Raw genomic sequence first — 18,735 nt, 5'->3', positions numbered from 1 at the left:
TCGGCTTCCGCGTGCCCGGCACCTACCGGATCACCGCCGAGCCCTGGCCGTACCGGGCCATCGAAATCGAGCTGAAGGTCAGCGTCCTGTGATCCACGAACACCCGCTCGACGGCCTCCGCGAGGCCGCCAAGGCGCTCGTGCAGCGCCACTTCGTCGGCATCGCCGAGAGCGACGGCACCCAGCCGACCTTGCGGGCCATGTACGTCCTCAAGCTGCAGGAGGCCCGCGCGGTGCTGGCGGGCCAGGCGTCCGACCTGATCTCGGGCGAGGCCCAGATCCGAGGCATCACCCCCGAGCAGATGGCCCAGGTCATCGTGCAAATGGCGGCGCAGAGCGCGCAGCTGGAGCTTGCCCGCATGCAGACCAACGTGCGGATCGACGCCGCCGACGAGGCCGGCGTCATGGCCGTGCTGGACGAACTCGGGTTGAGCGCGTCGCTGACTGTCGACGCCTGATGTCTCTGATCGAGCTCGCCGCGCCCACGGGCGCGTCGATCCTGTGCGCCCTGGCGCCCCTGATCCTGGCCCGCCTGATCGGCTGGGCCGCCCGCTGGCGCTGACGCGCCCCCCTCCGAACCACCGGCCGCTCCTGGCGGCCCCCGCTTGCGCGATCGAGGACGGCCCCCCGTGGCCGGCCGCCGATGGCGCTCACCCCGGATCCATCATGGCCAAGACCAAGACCAACCCGATGCAGTCGCCGATTTTTCGGCAGACGGCGGTGCGCCTGTGCAACGACCTGTTTGCCGGCCTCGCCTTCGCCAAGCGCAAGGACGCGACCGCCTGGATCGACGTCTACGCGATGGTGGGCAACTTCGCGCACGAGTGCATGGGCTTCCAGGCGCTCCAGGAGAAGAAGCCGATCGTGCCCGGATCCAAGGGCGGCCGGGGATTCCCGCAGTGGACCGGCTACGGCAAGGGCGGCCGCCGCGGGCTGTTCGAGGCGTGGTGCAAGACCAAGGGGCTGCATCCCGACAGCTACGAGGCGAACCTCGGCTACATCCTCGTCGAGCTGCGCGGGCCCTACAAGGGCTCGCTGACCCGGCTGGCCAAGGCGAAGACCCTCTACGACAAGGTCGTCGCCTTCGAGCTCTCCTACGAGGGCGCGGGCATCAAGCACTACCCGAGCCGCTACCAGTGGACGCTGGAGGTCAAGCGGCTGCACGTCGCGCACCTCAAGGAGCAGGAGGCGGCGCAGGGGCGGCCGGTCGGCCTCCTCGCCGCGGCGGACGCCGAGCCGCCGGCGCCGGCCGAGACGTGGCCCGAGGAGAGCCTGTCGGCCTACGAGATCAAGGGGATCCAGCTGCGGCTGCGCGAGCTCGGCTACGTCACGGTCGGCAAGCCGGACGGGGACTGGGGCGGCCTCACGGCGGGCGCGATCGCCGCCTTCCAGACCGACCACGTGCCGAGCGCGCGCGGGGTCAGCCTCGGGCACTACGTCGAGCGCCTTGACGGCCTGCAACAGCACCGCGTTCCAGGCCGTCCGCCGGGAGCTCCCGCAGGCGGCGGACGTGATCCCCGCCGTGATGGCGTGCGCACGCCCCGCTAAGGGGCAGGACGCCCGGATCTACGCGGCGAAGCTGCGCGTGTGCGCCGAGGAGCGTGGGATCGCGCTCGACACAGCCCGCATCAACTACGAGCGGATCCGGCGGGCGTACGCCGGCGAGTAGCCCTCCGGTGGGCCCGACCAGCGCGGGCACGCCGCCCGGGGCCTGATCCCGCAACACCGAGATGAGGAGCGTCCCGGGGCTGAACCCACGGACGCCAGACGTGCATGGACAGACCCTTATCGCCGTCCGGGAGGTACCGATGCGGACCCCCACCGCGCGCCCGAGCGCCAGGCGCCGCTGGCTCGCCTACGTGGCCCCGTGGCACGCGCGCGCCATGATCCAATACGACCCCGATCCGATCATCAACGAGCGCATTCGTCGGGCCGTGCGCTACGGGCAGACCCGCTGGGCCGAGGTCTGGCTGTCGCTCATCATGGTGACGTTCGGCCTCGTGCTGCTCTGGCCCGAGCCGACCTTCGTCGGCCCGCAGTGGCGGGTCATCGCGACCTTCGTGAACGAGCGCGGGGCCGGCGCCATCGCGGTCGCGGCCGGCGCCTGCCGGCTGCTCGCGCTGTGGATCAATGGCCGGCGCGGCCGGGAGACGTCGCTGGTGCGCACGATCGGCTGCCTCGCCGGGTTCGCGTTCTGGCTGGCGCTGGCCGTCGGCTTCGCGGCCGCCTACCCGCCCCCCTCTACCGGCATCGCCGTCTACGGCGTGCTGGCCCTTGCCGAACTCCACTCCTCCGGCCGCGCGGCGTCAGACATGGCGGCCGAGGACACCTTCGGTTTGCGTGAGAGGAGGCGGGGCGTTGGCAGACCCGGGCGTTTCCCTTGAGAGCTGGCCGGCCATCGCGATCGCGCTCACCGCGGCGATCGCCGGCGCCCTCGTCCCGCTGAATGGGTTCATCAAGACGCTGCTCGACTACCGGCTGGAGGCGAGGCGGGCGGAGAAGCTGCAGGACGAGACGGCCCGCCAAGTGGTGGCTACGACCGGCACGGCGGTCCTCGACTCGCTCGCGATGCAGGATCTGACTGACGCGATCAAGGATCTGGCCTCCGCCATTCGCGAGGACACCGAGTCCGACAAGGCGCGGCACAACAACCAGCTGACCAGTGTGCTGGCCCGGCTGACCGAGCGGCTCGACGAGCTCGAGGGCGAGCCCAGCCGGCCGGTGCATCACGGCTCGCACCGCGGATCTCGCCGGGATCACCGCTGACTTGGCGCCCCGACGCGCGCCCGAAGCCCGCCCGGCCCCGCCGCGGCGGGCACCTTAACGTTCCTGGATGGTGCTGCTCTCGTAAGTGTGGTCTGCTCCGGCTGCCTCCATGAGGTGCAAAAGAGGCCCTTTCTGCCCGCTCGGTTCAGCCGTGGCGGGCATTTTCGTCTCAAGTCTCATCAAGCCACAGCCCGCCCACCGTTGCCGCCCGAGCACCAGCGGCCTGCCGCTCTCGGCGCTCCGTGCTTGCGCCCTCGAGAATGCATCCAGCTTGCGCTGCCTTACCGGCTGCAAGGCCGAGCTGGTATCCGTCGATGCTGTGCTTGCCGGCTTTGATCGAACTGGACCGGAGTCCGTCTCTGGAGACAAACTTGCGCCAGACCACTGGGGGCTTGCCTCGGCGCCGCTTGTCGGATCGCGTCGGTACATCCGCCGCGGACGCTGGAGTGATGACGACACTCTGCCACCCTATCCGGCAGCGATGATGCCGCGCCCGCGGACGCCGTCGAGTGCCGCCGCACCCCCAGTCTGCATCGCAGCGTGGTGGGAAGGAGAGCTCCGCCGGCCTGACGGCAGTCCAACTACCTGAAGAGGATGGCAGTCCTACTCTCGGCATGCGACCAGCCTTCCATCGCGTCGAAACGAGCCTGAGTAGCCTCGCGGCGGTGGCCCGCAAGAAGCCGAGCGCCGCAAGCGTCCCTCGAGTGATCTTCCATTTTCTTACTATGAGTAAGGAATCACTTCTGCAAAACGTCCTCGATATTCTTACATTGAAAAGATGAATAATTGATCCCGTAGCAAAATTGTGTGTGGCCGTTGGCCAAATTTATCTTCCAAACCGATTGATTATCGGACACCGGAGCGCCGCCCGCATACGGAGCGATGGAGAAAGACGACTGCTTCAATTCGAGAGTATCAGAAAATAAGGTACATGAGCCATCTATTTCAGGATCCGATTGACCTGAGGCCACAGATACGCTGCAGTTTAGTAATCTTCCATTCAATCTGTCGATCTTCCAAGCATGAAAATTGTCTTTTCTCACCGCGCCGTCCTGCCTGGACCACTGACGAATAGCAACTATCTCGTAACTTGGCAAATCGGCAGCAAATGCGGTGCTGATTTGCATGAAAGCTGCGAGAATGATTGTTCGCGCAGGTAGATTTTTCACGACGGCGCCCTCACATTGAGGCGAACGAAAGTCTCTAGTACATATACCAACCGCAGGGCGGAGCGGCACTCCCTCACGAAACAACTTGCATGCTCTCTGAAGTGCGGGAGGGGGCCAGCTGGACCCCCGCAGCTCATCTCACCTCCCCAGCCCCGACGGGCAGGGCGTGGTAGGTGGCAGGCCGAGGACGCCAGGTGCGCCGCTTGTCTGCCGAGCGAACCCAACCGCTCGGAGCATTCTCGGCTGGCATAACGCGGACCGATTTCTGGGCAGTCGGCTTCTTCAGCCAAGGTCTCCGATGACTGGAACTCGGAGCGGCTGCGCCGCCATCGTCATCCCATCGATCAGACGCGCGATTGCGTATGTTGGTGCGCAAAGTTTTCATGATCATTCTCTCTGTTGTTTGTTCAAGAAATAATTGAAAAGATTCCCATCGATCAAGATTTTATTGCCCTCGAGATCGAGAGCCTAAGTCTTCTCGCAGTTCGTGCTCGTCGGCAACTCGGCTGTAAGACTCATCTGCGCCCCTAATCAGGTATCGCGACTCCTGACCAGGTGATGTGAGGAGTTCGGTGATCTCGTACCCGCCACGCCACACTGCTGCCGTGCCTCCCGGAGCGTAAGAGATTGGCTGTCCTGCAGCGAAGCGGTGATTATGTGGAGGATGTGGAGTTCCGGTTGCCGAGTGGTCCCGGTGCGCTACGTACGGACGGTTTCCAACCTGAGCACCGCTCGTATCCGGTCCGGACGATCGTGGCGCCGCGCCAAGATCATCACGAAGCGGCAGCGAGACTGCCGCAATTTGAGGCAGCTGAGTATGTTCGAGGGGGACCATCCAATCGAAGAGCGTTTGTCCGCCCTCATCGGTAATCCGGAGCACCGTCGCGGCTGTGGGCCAGAAGCGCGTTCCAACAAGATTTCTGGCGAGGGCTAGAGCCGCTTGTGCATCGGAATTTTCGAAATGAAGGCTGTGAATGACTTCAGGAACGCTACGCCTGATGCGGATAAAAAAGACGTGAGACATCGCTGGCATCCTCCTCATGGCCTTGGCGGCAGTATCATCTATATCACCATCGGGTAGACAGCGTGGTGAGAATTCTAAACGGCATGTATAAGATAAAAGCCGTTGAAATTATTGCATCCGGCGTGAAATGAAACCCGAGATATGAAGCTAATGAACCAATTGGACGATTGTTAATAATATTCACTTGAATGAAGGTAGGCTAATTTAAAACAGTTTCCGTCTCAAGTTTGTTTCCTTGGATTTCAACGGCCGCACGCTCGAAGCTGACTGCGAGCCCGCGCAGAGCCTTGCTGTGGCGAGCTGCAACGACACGATCCAGCGGTGTTGTCGCGGATTCGTCGTCCGCCGCCCGCACGATCCCGCTTGCATCCGAGAAGAAGCGGGCAGCCACCCGTCGCAGTGATTCCGACTCGGCCGAACTTGCCTTCGCATCCTCAGTGGCCGTAGCCGCCAGGTGGGCGGTCGCCTTATCCAAGTCCATGACATCGCCATATATGTAGCGTATTACCAAGACCTGACCTTTGTCGAACCAGTAGCGTTCAAGGCCTGTCAAGCGTGATCGGGTCATGGTAATCTCCTGTTTGCGGTATGCCTCTTCGTCAAATGCTGTTCGACCCTGCCCTATGTGCAATTCGACCGCTCTCGGTGACTTGGGTGCGGAGGACGCCGGGTAGCAAACTCGAGCCGATGTCGGTATGCAGGCAGTGACAGAGCACTGTCAGAACTGCTTGCCTTGCATCTAGGACTGAACATCATCCCTGGCCTGAAAGCCCGTCCAATAAGGGTCTGAGGCAGGGTTGGGTACTGCGGCTTCGCAACCTTGCCACTCTATGCGGGTGACGTTCTCGTAGTATCGATATGGGGATCAGTTGATGTAATTCAACGATAATCCGGTATCTTGACCGCAGAATTTCCGCCTTATATCGCAAGTGGAACTATAATTCTATTCCAATCACCTTGGCACGATCGAGGAGCCCCCGGATCGCTGATCTTACGGACGCTCATTAATCGCGCCCGCACCCCTGACACCGTGACGCCCGGCAAGCCGATCGCAGCCGCCGGGCTGCACTTTCACATCTTGGCCAGGCAGAATGTCTTACGGGCAGGGATGTATCTGCCCGTCATAGCCGAGGCAAGTGCCCGAAGCCGGGTCGTAGGAGCGGAACCGCTAGGTGCAATAGGTCACCTGATCGGTATCTGATGTGGTCTCGGCCGCAGCCGGCGCGTAACCTTCAGCAGATCCGCCATACCCGGTAGGGACGTAGCCATCTCCGTAGTAGCCATAGTCATAGCCGCCGTAGCTGTAGCCGAGACTGCCTGCAGCCAGTCCAAGCCCGAGGCCCGCACCTAATCCGGCAGCTCCGTACCCGTAACCTCGTCCGCGGTGGGTTGCCCCGGTTTTCCGCAAAGTCCGCCCCATGGTATGCACCAACGGAAGGATGGAAGCCGCCGACCGCGGCGTTGTTTTCGCGCGGGTCGGCAGGCTGGTGATCGCCTGCTTCTCGTCGTCCGTGAGGGTGGCGATGCTCTCCAGCTTGCGCGGCTCTCCCGGCCATCAGCGCCTGTGTCGGTCTGGCTGATGATGCAGTCAGCCTACCACATGAGTGAAGCTCAATCGCTCACTTGATGTGAGGAGCTGCAGAGGTGACCAAGCTCGAGGCGCACCGTGACAACCGAGCGGACCTGGCACCAACTGCGAGCAGTTGACCGTTCCTCATTGGCTCACTTCCTCTTTAGGCGCCGGCCGAGCACATCCCGCGCCAGCGTTCCTTTGCGGGCGGAAGAGAGGTGCGGGCCGGGTGTCACATGGGTGGGATCCGATACCCGGCCCACAGATGGGCTTCCCGTATCCTGGCATGTGCAGTGAGGACACGAGCAGCACCATGCACCGTGTATCGTGTAGATCGCGCGGGCCGTCGTTCACTCAGGTTGAACGTAGAGGTGCGGGCCGGGGCCAGGTTTGGGAGCTGGCGATGCCGGACGCCCGGCCCGCTGTTCCGCTCCAAGGATGAATTGGCACGAAACGCGCGCAGCCTCGCACGGCCTGTGGGGCGGTTCCCCCACAAGAGCAGAACCGGAGTTGCGGCATGGGCTGCGTGTCACATGGGTGGAATCCGACACGCGGCCCCCGGCTCGGCACGATCGAAGCCTATAACGCGGGGACGCCTTCAGCCTCGCACGTGCCGCGAGGCAGTGCTCCCTCAAAAAACCAGCGAAGTACAGCTACCCGCCCGCGCGGCCCCAGCGGAGGACGATCAACTGGGCCTCGACTGCCAGTCGGCACGAGGCGCCCGATGAGCCTGCAGCGGCCGGACTGATAAATTCTTAGACCGGCCGCCGCGCGCCGAAGAGCTACGCTGCGCGCTGCTGACGACTGCGGCCCAGGCCAATGGTCCTGGCGAGTTCGGAACGCTGAGCGGCGTAGTTCGCAGCCACCATCGGGTAGTCGTGTGGCAGGCCCCACTTGCGACGGTACTCCTCAGGGCTGAGGCCCCGCGTCGAGAGGTGGCGCTTGAGCGACTTGTAGGGCTTGCCGTCCTCCAAGCTAATGATGGCGTCTGGCGTCACCGTCCTCTTGATCGGCACCGGCGGCACCAACGGCTCGGCCTCCGGTTCGGCTGGCCGACCGAGCTTGCTGAGCTGGTCGTGAACGCTCTGGATCAGCGCCGGCAGTTCGCCCACAGATAGATGATTGTGTGAGACGTAAGCCGACACGATATCGGCCACCAACGGGATGTGGCTGATTTCATTATGATCTTCGTTGCTCACCGACGACCTCAAGTGAAAGAATTTTGCCTCGGAGCCTCCCCTAAGCGTTGGGCGCAGAACCTGTCAACCTCGCACCGGGGCCTACTGAAGAAAATCGTAACGTGACTACGTAGATGCTCGACGGATCGATAGCAGATGGCGACCTGCGTTTCTTGAGCCGGTCGGTTGCGTTCAATTCAATTGCAGGCCGAGCCACGTTATATTCCGCAGAGGCGGCGGCATAGCGCCGCGCACTGTGAAACTTGAGATGCGCACGCCGCGCTACACGACGTGGCTCGCTGAGATGCCGGTGGTCGAGGCCGAGCTGGGTTGCGCGCCCTTAACTCGATCCGTGTGAGGCGCGTAGCCGTCGAGTGTGCCCAAATCCCACGCGCGGACCCAGCGGAGTGTCAGAAGCGAGGCTCCTCTTCAGGCAGCGGAGGATCGATCTCGCGCAGGAGACCGGCTCGGTAGGCGTTCACGAGCGCTGCAGCGAACCGTCGATCTACCAAGGGCAGCAGCCCGCCTTCCGCATAGGAATGCGCCACAGACACGTCGCCTCGTACGATGTCGACGCCGCCCTCGCCGTCATCGCCGTAGGCGCGCCACTCGCCGGGCGATGCCGCGGCGTTGAGCTGCGCGAGGCTCGGACCTGTCGAAGCGCTCGGGTGTGGTAGGGTGGTTAGCACTTGCCGGAGCTTCGTCATCTCGACACCTTCCGGCAGAGCCTCGCCGCGCGCGAGCTGGCCGATGCGCGCTCTGCTGAGACCTGTACGGGCAGCCAGCTCGTCGAACGTCAACGAAGCCGCTACAGTCCGGTCGATGAGCAGGCGGGCGAAGTGGTACGGGTCGGTCATTGATTGTGCTGTCTCCTCGCCGTCGCAGCCTTCAGTAGGTGAAACGTAAGGCCAGGCCGACAGGCTTGCCCTCGGCAGCAGGATCGCCGTCCTGACTGCCGCGCGCCGCACCGCCTCGCTCTCGTCCTCTTCCAAGATCCGAGCGGAGCACTCGATGCCGCCAACGCGGCTGCGACATCGACGGTAACACCTTTCGCGCTCAGGCGTGGACCCGGCTCCGGATCTGCGAGGTAGGCCGTGACAGCTGCGTTCGCGTCGTCATTCGAGAGACGGCCGGCACACATGAGGTCGCCGGGGGTGAGTGGGTCGGACATGCGGCCACCTCAGGTCCAGAAATCCTCACATGGCCGTGGTGGGCGCGCGCAGCCTCACGATCTGGGCCATGCGGATCAACTCGCGAGCGGTCAGGCCGCGGCGCTCCTGCTGCTGCCACACGTCCTCTGTCCGACGCTGTGCGACCAGCTCGACGGTTGGGAGGGTGGGCCGGCTAGGTCGAGCGAACCCGAGACGCCCACCGGACTGGGCCCGCAACATCTTTTCGATCCGCAAGCTCTCTCCCCCTAAAGAAAGCGGGCACAATCTCGACCGCTTGTTCCATAGCGTGAGGCGTACGCTGATTTTGTATCCTGGATCTACGACATTTTGCAAAGCAACATAGGAAATGACCGCGGAATTGCAGCCGCTTTGAGCTTATCTATAGGGCTGATGAGGCTTGGATGTGCTTTGCAGGGTATAGGGTTTTTCGACTCCTGCCTCTGACGTGAGACCAAGCCAGATTGTCTCGCAGTCGGCGGCACATGGGCTGAGCGATCTGCCTAGAGCATCCTGCGGGCCACGCGGACCGTCGCTCTCTCGGGTTGAGCGTGGCTGTACGGGCCGAGTACGTGGCCGCTGCATTGGTCCGCCACCCGACCCGTCGCTCCACGTTAACGACGGGCAATGCGCTGAACACGGGCAGCCTCGCACGGCCCGCGGGGCGCTTCCCCCACAAAGAGCAAGACAGGAGTGGTAGCACGGGCCAGGTGTCACACTCCCCGGTCGGCGGATGAAGCTGCCCGTACGCGAAACAGAGAAGCCTCCGCCCTCGCGCGGGAGGGGCACTGTTTCGACAGGGGATGATCCCACTCCATGGGCTCGTCTCGCCCGCGAGGGGCCATGGCTGTTAGGCTGGATCCCAATCAGGCGGTTCCTTTATCGGCGGTCGAAGGGAATGCGCCTCGGGTAGGTACCCAATTTTCAACTGGCACCCTCTATGCACCGCAGCATTCGCATGCTGCACTGCCAAAAAAAACAGCAACAACAACATCAGAAGTTTAGCATTTGTGGGCGACATCGGCAGGCAATTCTTAGAAATTTGTAAAAATAAAAATGACCCTCGTTAATAGCGTAGCTTACAGCTTATATAAGAGATGTGCGACGCAACAATCTTGGGCGGCTTGGGAACGCGGCTGCGTTGTACAAGCTCGAGGCTAAGTGTCACGAGATTGGCAGCGTCGCCAAGATGTCTCCGCTGTGTGTGCGAATCTCGAACCGCCAATTGGTATCGATGCGACACAGCTCGCCGTTTAATCGCATCTCATGGATGGCCTCCTCGGCGTACATGAGAGCTAGACGCAGATCACCAGCCTCAACGCCCTCGTCATCGGGAGTGATCGTTAGGCCATCGGTCAGGTCGAAGTAGAAGCGTTGTGGCATGCCGCCTCCCAGGGGGCCGGTTTAGTGGTGCATATGTTCGTCTCAACTTGAGGATGAAGCGTCATGTTAATTCTGGGCGCACACCCCGGCCCAATCAGCAATCCTGCTCTGCCGACCGAGCTGATAGAGGTTCGACAACATGTCAGAAAAATCATACAAAGGCTCTTGCAAAATCATTTAGCGTAATTGGCTTCAAAATGCACGTCTAAAATTCCGACGATGTTCTCGGAGAGCAATTCGCCACGATAATCCTGTAAATGTGATACTCCATGCTTATCAGCAGATCCAAAATTAGACGAAACTATGATTCATTACCAGGCGGCATCAATTATTGATCTACTTGATCAACGTAGCACGCATGCGAGAGCCTTCTGCATACTCTTTCGGTGTATTGGCTGACCGTAGGCGGCGGGATCTCCCGGCCTGCGCGCCCTAGGCACGGCGAGGGTTGCGCTTCATCCCGCCTTCAGCACCCGATCTCAGGCCGCCGGCCTCAGCTGGTCCTCGATCCAGGCTTGCGCCTCATCGAGATTAGCAAAGATGTTTGTACTCGGATGAGCTACGCGCCCGAACGCGGCCTCAAGATGCCACTGGGCCGCATCGTCGCCGTACTCAGCCGAGAGGTGCACCAGCACCGCCACAAGCCTGCGATCCGCCCAGACCAGCAGACCCTGCTCACCGTCCCGGCCGTATGTGGCGACCCGCGCAGGCTGAAGATGCAGGTTCATGACGCGGCTCGCTTCTGCACGTGCAGGTAGGTGGGGTCGAACTCGCCTGCTGCCACCAACCCGGTCCAGTCCAGGATCTGCAGAGAACGACCTGACCAGCTAATCAGCTGCTCGGCCCGCAGTTCCTGCACGGTACGGTTGACGTGCACGGTCGAGAGCCCGAGTGCGTCGCTCATCTCAGCCTGCGTGAGCGGAAATTCGCAGCACTGATCCGCTGCGAGGCCGACTGCGTGCAGCTTGACGTACATCTCGCAGAACAGATGCGCGATGCGCGCCCTCGCGTCGCGACGACCGAGCCCGGTGATCCACTCCCGGAAGATCGCCGCGTCGATCAGCGTGTCACGCCAGAGCGCCGCGGCGATGCCAGGGTGAGCCGTCACCAGCTCGTGCATATTCTCGTGCGGTATGAACGCGACGATCGCTCGGGTCAGGGTGGCCAGGGTGTGATCTAGGACCGGCAGATGCAGGCTATGCAGGTCGGGCATGTCGCCAGGAACATGCAGGGCGAGGATCTGCCGCTTGCCGTCACCCAGCGTCTTGCTGCGGTACAGCCAGCCCTCCACCAAGAGGCAGCACTGGGATGGCCGGTCACCGTCCCGTACAATCTCCTGGCGGGGTTCCAGCGTTCTCGACCGGGCTGGCAGGCTGGTGACCGCCTGCTTCTCGTCGTCTGTGAGGGTGGCGATGCTCTCCAGCTTGCGAATGAGTGGATGCAGCGGTGAGGATGACGGAGGGATCATGCGAGCCCGCCTTACTTGCAGGCGGAAGCACGCGGCTCTCCCGGCCATCAGCGCCTGGGTCGGTCTAGCTGATGATGCGGGCATCCTACCTCATGAGTGAAGCTCAGTCGCTGACCTTAGATGCCCATGCGAGTTCCTCCGCTCTGTAGCCCAGAGCGATGGGAACAGGGGCTCCTCAGGCCTGTTGAACCCGTGCACCATGACGTTCGGTTTCTCTCTTGTGACCAGACGCCCGGCAAGGTCCTAACCCTCCGCCGGGCGTTCTGCTGCGGACTTGTCGAGTAAGCCCACGATGCCAGATGCCAAGTGGTCATGCCGGCCCTGCCGCTCACTCGGCCAGTGTCACACAGGCGGCCCGGCAGCACGCCCCCTCCAGGCCGGGCCGCCTTCACTCCTGAAATTTCCTTGAGTGAATGCGGCGGCCGGCCCGGGCTGGGCATGGCGCAGGCCATGAAGCCGATCGACGACCCACTCACCCTCGCCAGGACACAGACGGCCGCTCTCCTCGCGCGGAACGACGCACTCGCCGTCATCGACCGAGAGTGCTGCAGTCGGAGCGTCGAAGCTCTGGCGATTTCCCGCGAGCTGCTGGCCGCATCCGACTACAGGCCGCTCGCATCGAGGAATTAGTCCCGCCCAGGGGTGGTTGTCCCTACACGCACATAGGATCTCTCTACACGCCGGTCGGACCCTCCCCCCGCGCCGGCGTTCCTTTGCGCGCTGAAGAGGGAGAGGTACGAGCCGGGTGTCACAAGGGAGGAATCCGACACCCGGCCCGCTGTCCCGCAGCAGGAGCGCGTGGACCGTGCGGAACGGGCAGAGCCTCGCACGGCCCACGGGGCGGCTCCCTGACCAAGATCAGGACAGGAGGTGCAGCACGGGCCGGGCGTCCTCGCTGCTTGGGAGAAACGTTTAGGCGCCCGACCCGCTGTTCCGCTCCAAGGATGAATTGGCACGAAGCGCGCGCAGCCTCGCACGGCCCCGGGGGCGCTTCCCCCACAAAGATCAAGTGGCGGACGGCACCATTTCGCGGCGGCCGTGCTGGTGATCAGGCGCGCTGTTCGATCCTTAGAGGCCGAGCACCCACAAAAGGAGAGTCGCACAGCTCAGCAGGACGAGACCGATCGCGAAGGCGAGGCCGGTGTTCTGCATGCGCGCAGCCTTGCCGGCCGCAGAGACGGAACAAGCCGGTCGCGTCGCGAATGATCCGCTTAGCGGAATCTTCGACTTCAGCGCCGGCCGGACCTCACCCCGAGCCGGCGCCTTCTTGTGCGGTCCCTTTACGCCTCAGCCCTTGCCAGCACGATCGCGGTCCTCGTTCGCCCAGCTCGGCCTCTTGCCAGCGCCGCACCCGGCCGATGACTCGCCGCTGTGGTACACCTGCCGGACGCGCGTTCGGCCATCAGCACTCGGCAGCCACGTGGCGTCGAAAGAGATCGGCATCGGAAAGCGTCCTGGCTCCGGCGCCGCATCATACCTCACGCCGGGCGCGCCGCCTTCCGACTCTAACCCTCAGCGCGGTTCTGCGTACGGAGGAACCTCGACGAGCGTGCCGATCAGGCGGAGCAAGGCTTGCTGTTCCGGCCTGCCCGTACCGTCGGCCAAGAACACTCCCAACTCGATGTGCCTGCGCTGCCCTCCTGACGGGCCATTGGGTTGGTGGATGATGAGTGCCCTGCCATTCTGCGGCTCTCGGCCAAGGTACCAAGTGTCTCCGCTAGGGCTTCGGTAAAGTTCTCGGCGATCCGACATCGCAGTGGCCTCCCGCTCGGCGCCGAGCCTATGCCAGTCAGCACCGAACCGCGAGAGAAAGGAGGGTGGCAGATGGGGCCGGCGTGCAGCGTCAGATTTCCAACACAGTGGTTATGCCGCCCTCGCCAGCAAGATTGCGGTACGGACCGCCATGCGCCGCCGCGCCTCAGGTGTATCCTCGCGCGCCAGGATCTCGGTCGCGTGAGGGGCTCGCCAGCACGGCCGCGGCGATGTCGAGCGTGTTGCCCTTCGTGATCTCGCGCGGGCCGGGCGTCGGGTCGGCGAGGTAGCCGGCGACGGCGCATTTCAGGTCGTCGGTCAGGCGCTTGGCCTTGTAGAGGCCGCCGAGAGCGAGGGTGTCGGGCATACCTCAACGCCCATCCGTGCTGGTCTCTGCCTTTAGGCTCAGCGATCCAAGCCCATCTTTTCGGAAGCGGCCTGCATGAAGACGATCGCCTGGAAATCGGTGGTGGAGCGTCTACATCGGAATAACCGCGCAATTTCACGCCGGAAAATCGGCAATACAGAGGCTAACACACATGTTTGTCGCCGTTCTTCTGTTACACCTGCTTATTCCTGCAGCAAACGAGGCGCTTTCTCCGGAATCGAGTCCCCACCGCGGCTACCAGAGGGAGCCCGGCGCACGCTGCCAGTGGTTTCGGGATCTACGGGCCGCATGCGCTCCGGGATGGTTTCGTGAACTGGCGGCATGTTCGGAGCGTCGCTTCGGCTCCGTTGCGAAGAGCCAGGCGATTGAGCAAGCACGGCCGTACCTAGAAAAACATGAAGCACGAGCGCGGTGGCCATAAATTTCGACATTGGCGCTCCTTTCAATTCACCAACGGCATTAATCGCGGAATGTTCCTATGCCTTTGTGGTCAATGACGACATTCGCTATTGGTACGTGACCTGTTGGCCGGGAATTATCCTAATACCACGCGGCTAAATAGCAATGTGAGATGTACTAGTAATGCTCTGACTCAGAGCATATATCTAGGTATAGTTTTGGACATGCAGATATATTTATGCGATTTACAGTATCGCGCGCTGGCAACGCCACCTGAAGCGAGAGCGTCCCCGGTTCAACGGGTTGACGTCAGTGCAAGCCCATCCTTCCCAATCAAGACAAATCCATCCATGTCGAAGTATGATTCTTTGGTTTTTTCTTCCGTGGAAGCATAACAAGGAAATCTTTCATCAGTCTTACATAATCCACAAAGGCTCAATTTCTAAAATCATACCGCCAATGTCGTGATCAAGGAGGGATCGTTCCAACTTCAAAAACCGGCGCGAAAGCTTGCTGCCATCTTGTGATCGCTCCTCGAACTCGCTCAACCCGTGGCGCATTTTCAATTGCCAGCCTCCCACACTGGCATTCCCTGATACCGTGCCGGCTTGTTCTTCTGGCACCGCCACAGCTGCACCCGCAGGAAGTCGCCCGTCACCTCTGTCACCGGGTAGAGGCAGGGCATCAGCACGCCACACCAGTCCGCTCGGATCGCCCCGGACTTCGGGTGCACGCTGAACAGGGAGAGGGTGTCCCAGCCGAGCCGGTCGGCCTCGGCGCCGAAGTCGTCCACCGAGCGGCGAACCTGCGAGAGGGTCGCGCGCGAATACCATCGTGGAGGTCGCGGCACTCGTCCAGCTGGAGCGTCAGGACCATCCATCCTGAGAGGAAAGTCCTGACGCTCTCGTTATGACAATGCGCGCCGCAACTTACACGAAGACGAAATTGTCCTGCGTGAAGTTCTTGGCCGCCAGATCAGATACTGACTGCACATCCGTGAAGCGCGCGATCGACACGACGTCGTTCTCGCCTCGAACATAGAGCAGACTGCCTACGTTCACAGTCGAATTATAGTAGACGATCAGATCGCCGGTGGCTTCGCCGTTCACGGACGCAGCGGCTGCACCTGCCGAGGCGAACGCCTGATCCGTGAGCACCATCACGCTCTGACCATTGGCTCCGGATGCGGCACCGCTATAGAAGCTGTTGACCCGCGTCGATGCTCCAGCCGACGAGTTATTTACGAAGTTTGCACCAAGTTGATCCACCCCAAGCCCTGCGGCATCGAAGTTCAGTCGATCCTCAGCTGCGTTGAAGTCCGTGATGTTCGTGAACCCTGCAGCGGTGGCGCCGCTCACGATGGCTTGGGGATTGTTGAACTTGAACTCGAAGATGTCGCGGCCTTGCTCTCCAGTGAGTGTGTCGATGCCTTCGCTTTGGTAGAGTATGTCGTTGCCCTGACCACCGCGCAGGTCATCATTGCCAAAGTCGCCACGCGCGGACTCGCGTCCGTCGTCGCCGAACATGATGTCGTCGCCTGTGTCGCCGAACATCAAATCGTTACCCAACCCGCCAAAGGTGGCGTCATTGCCTTCGCCGCCCGAGACAAAGTCATTGCCATCCTGGCCATAGACAGCGTCGTTGCCGGATTCACCGTAGACCAAATCGTTGCCGAGCGCGCCGATGACGGTATCATTGCCCGTGCCTCCCCGGACCTGATCAGCGCCACTGCCGCCGTTGACGACGTCATCGTCCTCGTCACCGTAGACGAGATCGTCGCCAGCATCTCCGTACACGGCATCACGGCCATTCCCGCCCGAAACGAAGTCGTTCTCCGAGCCGCCCTGAACGAAATCGTCTCCATCTTGACCGTAAACAAGATCAGCACCCGGCTCGCCGACGAAGAAGTCGTTTCCTGCCTGGCCGAACAGGGTGTCATTACCGGCATTGCCCGCAGCGTAGTCATTTCCGGTGCCGCCGTAGATCACATCGTCATCATCTTCACCGACGATCTGATCATCTCCTTCGTCTCCGAAAATCAAATCCTTTCCTGGACCGCCTGCGATATAGTCGATGTCGTTGCCGCCTGAGAGAAAATCGTCGCCTTCCTCGCCTTTGATGCGGTCGAAGCCGTCCTGACCGAGTGCAACGTCGTTACCCAGACCAGCGAAAATGATGTCCGCGCCCGCCGCTCCCGAGATCGAGTCGGCAAGAGGTGAGCCGATGAGGTTATCGTCGCCCGAGGTGCCATTGATGGTCGCCATTGCGATCCCTCCCTTGCTCGCCGTGAGGCGGCGGCGGGAGGAAGTTAGGTGGGGTAGCAGGCAAATCAATAACGCACGATATAGTCGAGGCCCAACCGCCGAAGCGAAGCGGCCCTTCCAACGGACGCGATGAAAGCCACATACGAGACGTGCACTCGATCAGGCTAAGAGCGAGCTGCCGTGCCTCCGTGTGGTCGACGCCCCTGACGCGCTGGTCCGATGCCGCGATTGACGCAGGAGCCCGCTGGCTGCGCGCTGAAGGGAAGTGCGGGCCGGGCGTGTGTTCTGAAGGGGTCCGCCGCCCAGCCCGCTGTCCCGCTCTTGAAGGGCGGGACGTATCGATTGTCGCACGGAACCGATCACGCGTCCCTTCCACCATTCATATTATTGCAGACGAACTGCCACCCCGGTGTGCCTGCCGGAAGCAGATCAACTGGGTCTCGACTCGGTCCTCCGGCCGGAAGCCGGGGCAGGGCGCCTGGCCCGGCGAGAGGCTGGCGAGACCGCGGGACCATTCGAGGACGGCGGGGGAGGGGGCGGCAGGTGGAGGCGCGTCGAGCATGCGGCCGATCGAGCGCATTCGCCCCAGCCGCGCAGGAGGCGTTGTCCTCAGCGGATGGAATCAGGCCCTTCAGGGCGGAGTGCGATTGCCTGAAGCCGCGGCACGTCATCGCCGCCCATCCGACGAAGCATCTTCTCGCCCACGGCGGTCAACGGAGTGAGGGAGACAAGCATGTCGGACGGGTCTTCTTCAGCCTGAGACACAGCGGTCGCGATGTGGTTCGAGAAATCGCCGAGAGCCGCCAGCGCGCACTGAACGAGGCTTCCTTCGATGTCGGCCGCGGTCGCCGGTGTGTACCGCTTGTTCAAAGCCTCCCAGAGCCGGTTCTCCACCTGCTGCACGAGGACCAGAACCTCTTCGTCTTGGGTCATGTAGCGACCGTTAAGGGGTGACGGGGGCTGGCGGGGAGGGGGCAACCTGCCGCACGTCGAAAACCTGTGCCGACTTTTGTGCAGTCGGGGCTGCACGCAAATCAGCGAACCGGGCGCGGCGCAGAGCGCGGGGTGTGCCGACTCTTGTGCGTCGGAAAACGCATTTTGTTCTCACGTGGCGGAAATGTCCGCCACGCTAAGCGCTGAAATCTAAAGAGAAAAGTGGCTGGGGCGCCAGGATTCGAACCTGGGAATGGCGGTACCAAAAACCGCTGCCTTACCGCTTGGCGACGCCCCATCGTGCCGACGCGGTGTCCTAGCCGATCGGGAGGCCGGGTGGCAACCGGGCCGTGTTGGAGACCTCGGGGGCGGGTGCTAAGCGGGACGCGCCACATCAAACGGGACGGGAGGACGCCATGAGCACGGGGCCGCAGAAGATCGCGCTGGTGACGGGAGCAGGCTCGGGCGTCGGGCGGGCGGTGGCGCTGGGGCTCGCCGGCGCGGGCTACGACCTCGCGCTCGCGGGGCGCCGGGCCGAACCGCTGGAGGCGGTCCGGGGCGAGGTCGAGGCCAAGGGGCGGCGGGTGATCGCGGTACCGACCGATGTCGGCGACGAGGAATCGGTGGCGACGCTGTTCGCGCACATCCAGGAGACGTTCGGTCGGCTGGACGTGCTGTTCAACAATGCCGGCATCGGCGCGCCGCCCGTGCCCTTGAATGAGCTTCCGGTCGCCACCTGGAAGCGGGTGGTGGACACCAACCTCACGGGCGCCTTCCTGTGTCTGCAGGGCGCCTTCCGGCTGATGAAGTCGCAGGATCCGCGCGGCGGGCGGATCATCAACAACGGCTCGATCTCGGCCTACGCGCCGCGGCCGAACTCTGCGCCCTACACGGCGACCAAGCACGCCATCACCGGGCTCACCCGCTCGGCCTCCCTCGACGGGCGGGCCTTCGGCATCGCCTGCGGGCAGATCGACATCGGCAACGCCGCCACCGAGATGACCGCCCGGATGCAGACCGGCGTGCTCCAGGCGGACGGCTCGACCCGGCCCGAGCCGACGATGGACGTGCGCCACGTCGCCGACGCGGTCGTCCACATGGCGAGCCTGCCGCTCGAAGCCAACGTGCAGTTCATGACCGTGATGGCCACCACGATGCCGTTCATCGGCCGCGGCTGACGGGCGCGCCCGGATGAGGTAGAAGCGCGCGGGCGCTGACGCGGCGCCCGCGCCACCCCATCTTGTCCGTCATCCGCCGCGCGAGGCCGTGCGGC

The 18,735-nt window shown here is 63.0% G+C and carries 17 protein-coding genes, 1 tRNA gene and 1 pseudogene; 6 read left to right on the top strand and 13 right to left on the bottom strand.

What is annotated here, in order from left to right; translation table 11 throughout:
- Window positions 1–88: 88 nt before the first annotated feature.
- The 5 genes from ACKUB9_RS11245 to ACKUB9_RS11225 all read left to right on the top strand — a co-directional run bounded on the left by ACKUB9_RS11245 (window position 89) and on the right by ACKUB9_RS11225 (window position 2,765).
- Window positions 89–457, top strand: coding sequence for a hypothetical protein (locus tag ACKUB9_RS11245; RefSeq protein ID WP_407521858.1), 369 nt, complete (start codon window positions 89–91; stop codon window positions 455–457).
- Between the two features lie 208 nt (window positions 458–665).
- Complete coding sequence (locus ACKUB9_RS11240; protein ID WP_407521855.1) at window positions 666–1,547, top strand: phage tail tip lysozyme; 882 nt, start codon at window positions 666–668, stop codon at window positions 1,545–1,547.
- Window positions 1,525–1,668 carry a hypothetical protein gene (locus ACKUB9_RS11235; protein WP_407521853.1) on the top strand — a complete coding sequence of 48 codons (144 nt, stop codon included), beginning with the start codon at window positions 1,525–1,527 and terminating at the stop codon, window positions 1,666–1,668. The genes ACKUB9_RS11240 and ACKUB9_RS11235 overlap by 23 nt, the downstream gene beginning before the upstream one ends.
- 139 nt (window positions 1,669–1,807) lie before the next feature.
- Complete coding sequence (locus ACKUB9_RS11230; RefSeq protein WP_407521850.1) at window positions 1,808–2,383, top strand: hypothetical protein; 576 nt, start codon at window positions 1,808–1,810, stop codon at window positions 2,381–2,383.
- Window positions 2,358–2,765 carry a hypothetical protein gene (locus tag ACKUB9_RS11225; protein WP_407521848.1) on the top strand — a complete coding sequence of 136 codons (408 nt, stop codon included), beginning with the start codon at window positions 2,358–2,360 and terminating at the stop codon, window positions 2,763–2,765. Before ACKUB9_RS11230 ends, ACKUB9_RS11225 begins: the two co-directional genes overlap by 26 nt.
- Window positions 2,766–3,502: 737 nt before the next feature.
- Here the strand turns inward: ACKUB9_RS11225 and ACKUB9_RS11220 are convergent.
- From ACKUB9_RS11220 to ACKUB9_RS11160, 13 genes and pseudogenes are all read right to left on the bottom strand, one after another.
- Window positions 3,503–3,934, bottom strand: a complete 432-nt coding sequence (locus tag ACKUB9_RS11220) for a hypothetical protein (protein ID WP_407521846.1) — start codon at window positions 3,932–3,934, stop codon at window positions 3,503–3,505.
- Between the two features lie 1,223 nt (window positions 3,935–5,157).
- A complete protein-coding gene (locus ACKUB9_RS11215) occupies window positions 5,158–5,526 on the bottom strand; it encodes a hypothetical protein (RefSeq protein ID WP_407521843.1) in 369 nt (122 codons plus the stop codon).
- 528 nt (window positions 5,527–6,054) lie between these two features.
- Window positions 6,055–6,120 (bottom strand): annotated as a pseudogene (locus tag ACKUB9_RS11210) (BA14K family protein); the annotation flags it as partial.
- A 1,190-nt stretch (window positions 6,121–7,310) separates the two neighbouring features.
- Complete coding sequence (locus ACKUB9_RS11205) at window positions 7,311–7,727, bottom strand: Ros/MucR family transcriptional regulator (protein ID WP_407521841.1); 417 nt, start codon at window positions 7,725–7,727, stop codon at window positions 7,311–7,313.
- Between the two features lie 389 nt (window positions 7,728–8,116).
- The gene (locus ACKUB9_RS11200) at window positions 8,117–8,563 is read right to left on the bottom strand and encodes a helix-turn-helix domain-containing protein (RefSeq protein ID WP_407521839.1); all 447 of its coding nucleotides are present in this window, start codon (window positions 8,561–8,563) and stop codon (window positions 8,117–8,119) included.
- A gap of 1,476 nt (window positions 8,564–10,039) precedes the next feature.
- The gene (locus tag ACKUB9_RS11195; protein WP_407521837.1) at window positions 10,040–10,258 is read right to left on the bottom strand and encodes a DUF6894 family protein; all 219 of its coding nucleotides are present in this window, start codon (window positions 10,256–10,258) and stop codon (window positions 10,040–10,042) included.
- Between the two features lie 479 nt (window positions 10,259–10,737).
- Complete coding sequence (locus ACKUB9_RS11190; RefSeq protein ID WP_407521835.1) at window positions 10,738–10,986, bottom strand: hypothetical protein; 249 nt, start codon at window positions 10,984–10,986, stop codon at window positions 10,738–10,740.
- Window positions 10,983–11,726: a Crp/Fnr family transcriptional regulator gene (locus ACKUB9_RS11185; protein WP_407521833.1), complete on the bottom strand. Its 744-nt coding sequence runs from the start codon at window positions 11,724–11,726 to the stop codon at window positions 10,983–10,985. Before ACKUB9_RS11185 ends, ACKUB9_RS11190 begins: the two co-directional genes overlap by 4 nt.
- Window positions 11,727–13,644: 1,918 nt before the next feature.
- On the bottom strand, window positions 13,645–13,845 hold the full coding sequence (locus ACKUB9_RS11180; protein WP_407521831.1) for a hypothetical protein: 201 nt from the start codon (window positions 13,843–13,845) through the stop codon (window positions 13,645–13,647).
- 982 nt (window positions 13,846–14,827) lie between these two features.
- Complete coding sequence (locus tag ACKUB9_RS11175) at window positions 14,828–15,058, bottom strand: hypothetical protein (protein ID WP_407521829.1); 231 nt, start codon at window positions 15,056–15,058, stop codon at window positions 14,828–14,830.
- Window positions 15,059–15,194: 136 nt separating this feature from the next.
- Complete coding sequence (locus ACKUB9_RS11170) at window positions 15,195–16,529, bottom strand: calcium-binding protein (RefSeq protein WP_407521827.1); 1,335 nt, start codon at window positions 16,527–16,529, stop codon at window positions 15,195–15,197.
- Window positions 16,530–17,138: 609 nt separating this feature from the next.
- Complete coding sequence (locus tag ACKUB9_RS11165; protein WP_407521825.1) at window positions 17,139–17,462, bottom strand: hypothetical protein; 324 nt, start codon at window positions 17,460–17,462, stop codon at window positions 17,139–17,141.
- Between the two features lie 223 nt (window positions 17,463–17,685).
- A tRNA-Gln gene (locus tag ACKUB9_RS11160) sits at window positions 17,686–17,760 on the bottom strand.
- A gap of 118 nt (window positions 17,761–17,878) precedes the next feature.
- Here ACKUB9_RS11160 and ACKUB9_RS11155 point away from each other — a divergent pair.
- Window positions 17,879–18,640 (top strand): SDR family oxidoreductase, encoded by a 762-nt coding sequence (locus ACKUB9_RS11155; protein WP_407521823.1) that lies wholly within the window; start codon window positions 17,879–17,881, stop codon window positions 18,638–18,640.
- Window positions 18,641–18,735: the final 95 nt, after the last annotated feature.

The organism is Methylobacterium oryzisoli (assembly GCF_046557895.1).
Classification (GTDB): Bacteria; Pseudomonadota; Alphaproteobacteria; order Rhizobiales; family Beijerinckiaceae; genus Methylobacterium; species Methylobacterium oryzisoli.
Note: the sequence above shows the minus strand (reverse complement) of the source record. Positions and strands in the feature narration are given on the sequence as shown.

Excerpts from the sequence above, each read along its gene's own strand:
- ACKUB9_RS11240 (WP_407521855.1), top strand. The coding sequence starts at position 666 with ATGGCCAAGACCAAGACCAACCCGATGCAGTCGCCGATTTTTCGGCAG.
- ACKUB9_RS11235 (WP_407521853.1), top strand. The coding sequence starts at position 1,525 with ATGGCGTGCGCACGCCCCGCTAAGGGGCAGGACGCCCGGATCTACGCG.
- ACKUB9_RS11230 (WP_407521850.1), top strand. The coding sequence starts at position 1,808 with ATGCGGACCCCCACCGCGCGCCCGAGCGCCAGGCGCCGCTGGCTCGCC.
- ACKUB9_RS11215 (WP_407521843.1), bottom strand. The coding sequence starts at position 5,526 with ATGACCCGATCACGCTTGACAGGCCTTGAACGCTACTGGTTCGACAAA.
- ACKUB9_RS11200 (WP_407521839.1), bottom strand. The coding sequence starts at position 8,563 with ATGACCGACCCGTACCACTTCGCCCGCCTGCTCATCGACCGGACTGTA.
- ACKUB9_RS11195 (WP_407521837.1), bottom strand. The coding sequence starts at position 10,258 with ATGCCACAACGCTTCTACTTCGACCTGACCGATGGCCTAACGATCACT.
- ACKUB9_RS11190 (WP_407521835.1), bottom strand. The coding sequence starts at position 10,986 with ATGAACCTGCATCTTCAGCCTGCGCGGGTCGCCACATACGGCCGGGAC.
- ACKUB9_RS11185 (WP_407521833.1), bottom strand. The coding sequence starts at position 11,726 with ATGATCCCTCCGTCATCCTCACCGCTGCATCCACTCATTCGCAAGCTG.
- ACKUB9_RS11180 (WP_407521831.1), bottom strand. The coding sequence starts at position 13,845 with ATGCCCGACACCCTCGCTCTCGGCGGCCTCTACAAGGCCAAGCGCCTG.
- ACKUB9_RS11170 (WP_407521827.1), bottom strand. The coding sequence starts at position 16,529 with ATGGCGACCATCAATGGCACCTCGGGCGACGATAACCTCATCGGCTCA.
- ACKUB9_RS11165 (WP_407521825.1), bottom strand. The coding sequence starts at position 17,462 with ATGACCCAAGACGAAGAGGTTCTGGTCCTCGTGCAGCAGGTGGAGAAC.
- ACKUB9_RS11155 (WP_407521823.1), top strand. The coding sequence starts at position 17,879 with ATGAGCACGGGGCCGCAGAAGATCGCGCTGGTGACGGGAGCAGGCTCG.